At 75.1% G+C, this 4,073-nt stretch carries 6 protein-coding genes; 2 read left to right on the forward strand and 4 right to left on the reverse strand.

The genetic code is table 11. The annotated features are described in order from the left end of the window. On the forward strand, window positions 1–885 hold an 885-nt coding region (locus tag ABZ371_RS29875), incomplete at its 5' end, for an FAD-dependent oxidoreductase (RefSeq protein WP_358685439.1). A gap of 52 nt (window positions 886–937) precedes the next feature. Continuing rightward, entirely contained in the window at window positions 938–1,249 is a 312-nt protein-coding gene (locus ABZ371_RS29880; protein WP_358685441.1) for an NIPSNAP family protein, read from the forward strand. Between the two features lie 117 nt (window positions 1,250–1,366). Here ABZ371_RS29880 and ABZ371_RS29885 read toward each other — a convergent pair whose 3' ends face one another. The 4 genes from ABZ371_RS29885 to ABZ371_RS29900 all read right to left on the reverse strand — a co-directional run. Next, a complete protein-coding gene (locus tag ABZ371_RS29885) occupies window positions 1,367–1,720 on the reverse strand; it encodes a DUF6204 family protein (protein WP_358685443.1) in 354 nt (117 codons plus the stop codon). Between the two features lie 121 nt (window positions 1,721–1,841). Next, window positions 1,842–2,195, reverse strand: coding sequence for a VOC family protein (locus tag ABZ371_RS29890; protein WP_358685444.1), 354 nt, complete (start codon window positions 2,193–2,195; stop codon window positions 1,842–1,844). A gap of 66 nt (window positions 2,196–2,261) precedes the next feature. Further along, complete coding sequence (locus ABZ371_RS29895; RefSeq protein WP_358685446.1) at window positions 2,262–3,071, reverse strand: methyltransferase domain-containing protein; 810 nt, start codon at window positions 3,069–3,071, stop codon at window positions 2,262–2,264. A gap of 94 nt (window positions 3,072–3,165) precedes the next feature. After that, window positions 3,166–4,073, reverse strand: a 908-nt coding sequence (locus ABZ371_RS29900) for a diacylglycerol kinase family protein (RefSeq protein ID WP_358685448.1), incomplete at its 5' end; no start/stop codon positions are given.

The raw sequence follows: 4,073 nt of genomic DNA on the forward strand, positions 1-4,073 counted from the left end.
GCCCGCGATCTCGCGGCGCTCGCCGCCCTGACGGCGAGGGACGCGCTGCTGCCCGCCGCGGTCGCGGCCCGCCCCACGGACCGGACGACCTCCCAGGCCCTCGCCGCGTCCGGGCTGTCCCGCCGTGCCGTCGACGACCTGATGAGGCCCTTCCTGGCCGGGGTGTTCCTGGAGGACGAGCTGGAGACGTCGGCCCGCTTCTTCCACCTGGTGTGGCGCAGCATGGCCAGGGGCACCCTCTGCCTGCCGGCCGAGGGCATCGGCGCCGTGCCGGCCCGGCTCGCCGCCGGCCTCCCGGACGGGGTGCTGCGGCTGGAGACCCCGGTCACCGCCGTGACCGGGACCGGGGTGCTCCTGGCGGACGGGACGGAACGGCCGGCCGGTACGGTCGTGGTGGCCACGGACGCGGCAGCGGCCGCCCGCCTGCTGCCCGGGCTGGCGGTGCCGGACAGCCGTACGGTCACGACGTACTACCACGCGGCCCCGGTCTCCCCGCTGGCCGAACCGACCCTGGTCGTGGACAGCTGCCTGGCCGTCCTGAACACCTGCGTGCTGACGGAGGTCAGCCCCGGCTACGCGCCGCCCGGCACGGCCCTGGTGTCGACCTCCGTGCTGGGCGGCGGTCCGCCGGGCGGGGAGAGGGCGGTACGCGGACGCCTGGCCGAGCTCTACGGGACCGACACGAGCGGCTGGCAGCCGGTGGCCACGTACACGGTGGAAGGCGCCCTGCCGGCGATGAGGCCGCCCTGGCCGCTGAGCCGGACGACTCGTTTCGCCGAGGGGCGCCATGTGTGCGGCGACCACCGGGCGACCGGGTCCGTGCAGGGAGCACTGGCCTCGGGCAGCCGAGCCGCGCGCGAGGTCCTCGCCGGACCGGGGCGGTAGGGCCCGCCGGACCGCCGCATCGCCGGGTTCGGGGGTGCGGGATCATGCAGGCATGATCACGATTCACCTGAGGTACGAGGTCGACGCGGACAAGCTCGACGACTTCGAGGAGTACGGCCGCCGCTGGGTCCGGCTCGTGAACCGTTTCGGCGGCACGCACCACGGCTACTTCCTGCCGAGCGAGGGCGACAGCGACATCGCGTACGCCCTGTTCTCGTTCCCCAGCCTGGCCGCGTACGAGCGCTACCGCACGGACAGCCTGTCCGACCCGGAGTGCCAGGAGGCGTACGAGCTGGCGCGTACCACCCGCTGCGTCAAGCGGTACGAACGCCGCTTCCTGCGTCCGCTCGACGGCGGGGCCTGAGCACCGCCGGCCCGGCCCGCGGAGTGGCACGCGGGCCCGGGCGGTGCCTCCCGGGCGGGCGGTGTGACCGGCCCGCCCGCCGCCCGGCCGGTCCGCGCCACGGAGCCCCGCCCGGTCTCAGGACGCGCCCGGGCCCCGCCGCCCCCGGTAGTTGATCTTCATCGTGTCCAGGTCCGTCACGGTCGAGCGCAGCTCGCCGTGGCCGAGGCCCCGGCCCGACAGCGCCGTCCGCGCGCGGTCCTCGGCGATGGCCGCGGCCATCTCCTCACCGTCCTCCGCGTCCGAGTCCAGCTCGTAGCGGAGACTGAAGTGCTTGAGTACCGCGTCGTACGTGAGCGAGCCCTCCTCGGTGAACCGCATGGCCGCGAGGCCGTGCTCCTCCACCTCGGCCAGCAGCGTGCCGCGGTCGCTCTCCGACAGCCCCTCCCAGGTGCCCCGCACGATCACCCGGTACCTGTGCTGCGTGCCCATCGTCCTGCCATCCTCTGCTCGGCGGTCCTGAGGACGCAGGGTACGACGGACGGCGCGGCGCGCACACGGAATATCGCCGCCGCCCCCGGCGGGACGAGGGCGGGGCGCCCGGCCGTACGGATCAGGCGGTCGCGTTCCGGTCGGCGTACTCGAACACCGAACCGTCCGGGTGCAGGGCGATCAGGTTGCGGCCCGCCGGGGTGGGGACGGGCCCGGCGACGATCCTCGCGCCCGCCCTGGTCAGCGCGGCGTGGGCCTCGTCGACGTCCTTGACGGCGATGGTCGCGGTGACCTTCCGCAGGACCTCCAGTTCCGTCTCCGGACCGCTCATCAGCAGGAAGCACCCGATCGCGGCGACCGAGACCCCGCCGCGCTCGAAGCGCAGCGCCGGAGTGCCGGCCAGGCCCTCGTAGAAGGCCACCGAGGCCTCCAGGTCGTCGACGCAGATGCGCAGCGTGGTTCCCAGAATGTCCATGGCCCTCAGGGTAGTTGGCGGGCCCCGGCCATGTGATCGGTTCCCGGGCCCGGCCGCCGCCGGGTGTCATGCCCGGCAGAGCACCTCGCCGTGCGGCACCATGAACCACCCGTCGGGCTCCTCGCCCCACGCGCGCCAGGCGTCCGCGACCTCCGCCAGCTGCCCGGGGCTCGCGTGCCCGCCCGCCACCGCCAGTTCCGCGTACGACGAGGCCGTGGTGCGGTCCGCCCACAGGCCGCTCCACCAGGCGCGGTCCTGCGGGGTCGCGAAGCACCAGGCCGCCGCGCTCGGGGTGATGTCGGTGAACCCGGCCCGGCGGGCCCACGACAGCAGGCGGCGCCCGGCGTCGGGCTCGCCGCCGTTGGCGCGGGCCACCCGGTCGTAGAGCTCCTGCCACCGGGCCATTCCGGCCGACGGCGGATACCAGGTCATCGCGGCGTAGTCGCTGTCGCGCGCCGCCACGACGCCGCCGGGCCTGCACACCCGCCGCATCTCGCGCAGCGCCCGCACGGGGTCGCTCACGTGCTGGAGCACCTGATGGGCGTGCACCACGTCGAAGGAGTCGTCGGGGAAGTCGAGGGCGTGCACGTCACCGGTGGCGAACTCGATGTTGTCCAGGCCGCGTCCGGCCGCGACCGCCGCGGCCTCGTCCAGGATCTCGCGGCCGGTGTCGAGCGCGGTCACCCGGCCCGGGGAGACGAGCCCGGCGATGTCGGCCGTGATGGTGCCCGGCCCGCAGCCGACGTCCAGCACGCTCTGGCCCGGGCGGAGCCCGCCCACCAGATAGGCCGCCGAGTTCTCGGCGGTCCGCCATCGGTGGGAGCGCAGCACCGACTCGTGGTGCCCATGGGTGTAGACGGCGGCTTCCTCAGGCATGGCCGTAGGTCCTCTCTCGGACGTCAGTCGCAAGCGGTAGGACGACAGTACGCCGCTGTGTCGCATCCTGAGATAGCCGTCTCGCTGTTCGAGATCAGATCTGCATGGGGCAGTAGACCGTGAGCGCCTCCGGCAGCTTGTCGATGAGCAACTCGCCTTCCGCGTGCGCCACTTCGCCGTCGTACGCGTAGGGGGTGCCCGGCGCGAGGCCCGAGACCCGCACCCTGCGCCGCCGGACGGCCGCGTGCACGGGTGAGCGGGTCAGGGGGCCGGCGACGGCCGCCGCGAGGAGGCGCAGGCCGGGTGTCCGGCCGCCGTGCACCACGCGTACGTCCAGCAGCCCGTCCGCCAGGTTGTGGCGGCGGCCCGGCGCCGGGCCCACGCGCCGGAACAGCCCGTTGCCCACGAAGAGCAGCCACAGCGGACGCGTCCTGCCCTGGAGCTCGGCGGTCAGGGGGCGCGAGCCGCGCAGCGCCTCGGCCGCGGCGAGGACCCCGGCCGGCCAGCCGCCGATCCTGGGGGACCAGTGCTCCCTGGTCCGCACCAGCTCCGGATACACCCCGAGGCTGAAGGCGTTGAGGAAGTATCCGGGCGGCCCGTCCGCGCCCCGCGGCCCCGGCCGGAACCGGCCGAGGTCGGCCCGTACGGCGTCACCCGCGGTGAGCGCCACCGCCGTGTCCTGCACGGTCTCGATGCCGAGGTCGTACGCGAAGTGGTTGAGGGTGCCGCCGGGGAAGACGGCGAGCGGCAGGCCGTGCGTCGCCGCCACGGACGCCGCCATGTTCACCGTCCCGTCGCCGCCGCACACCCCGAGCGCCGTGCTCCGGCCCGCCGCCTTCTCCAGGCAGTCCGGCAGCTCGGACGGGGCGCACTCGACCACCTCGGCCAGCGGCAGCACGTCCCGGATCACGGCCGCCGCCGCGGTCGCCGAACCCGACTCCCGGTTGGCGACCACCACCAGGCCCTTCCCGGCGGGCAGCGCGGGAGCCTCGCCGGGCGGCC

It is taken from the genome of Streptomyces sp. NPDC005899, assembly GCF_040629645.1.
Taxonomy (GTDB): Bacteria; Actinomycetota; Actinomycetes; order Streptomycetales; family Streptomycetaceae; genus Streptomyces.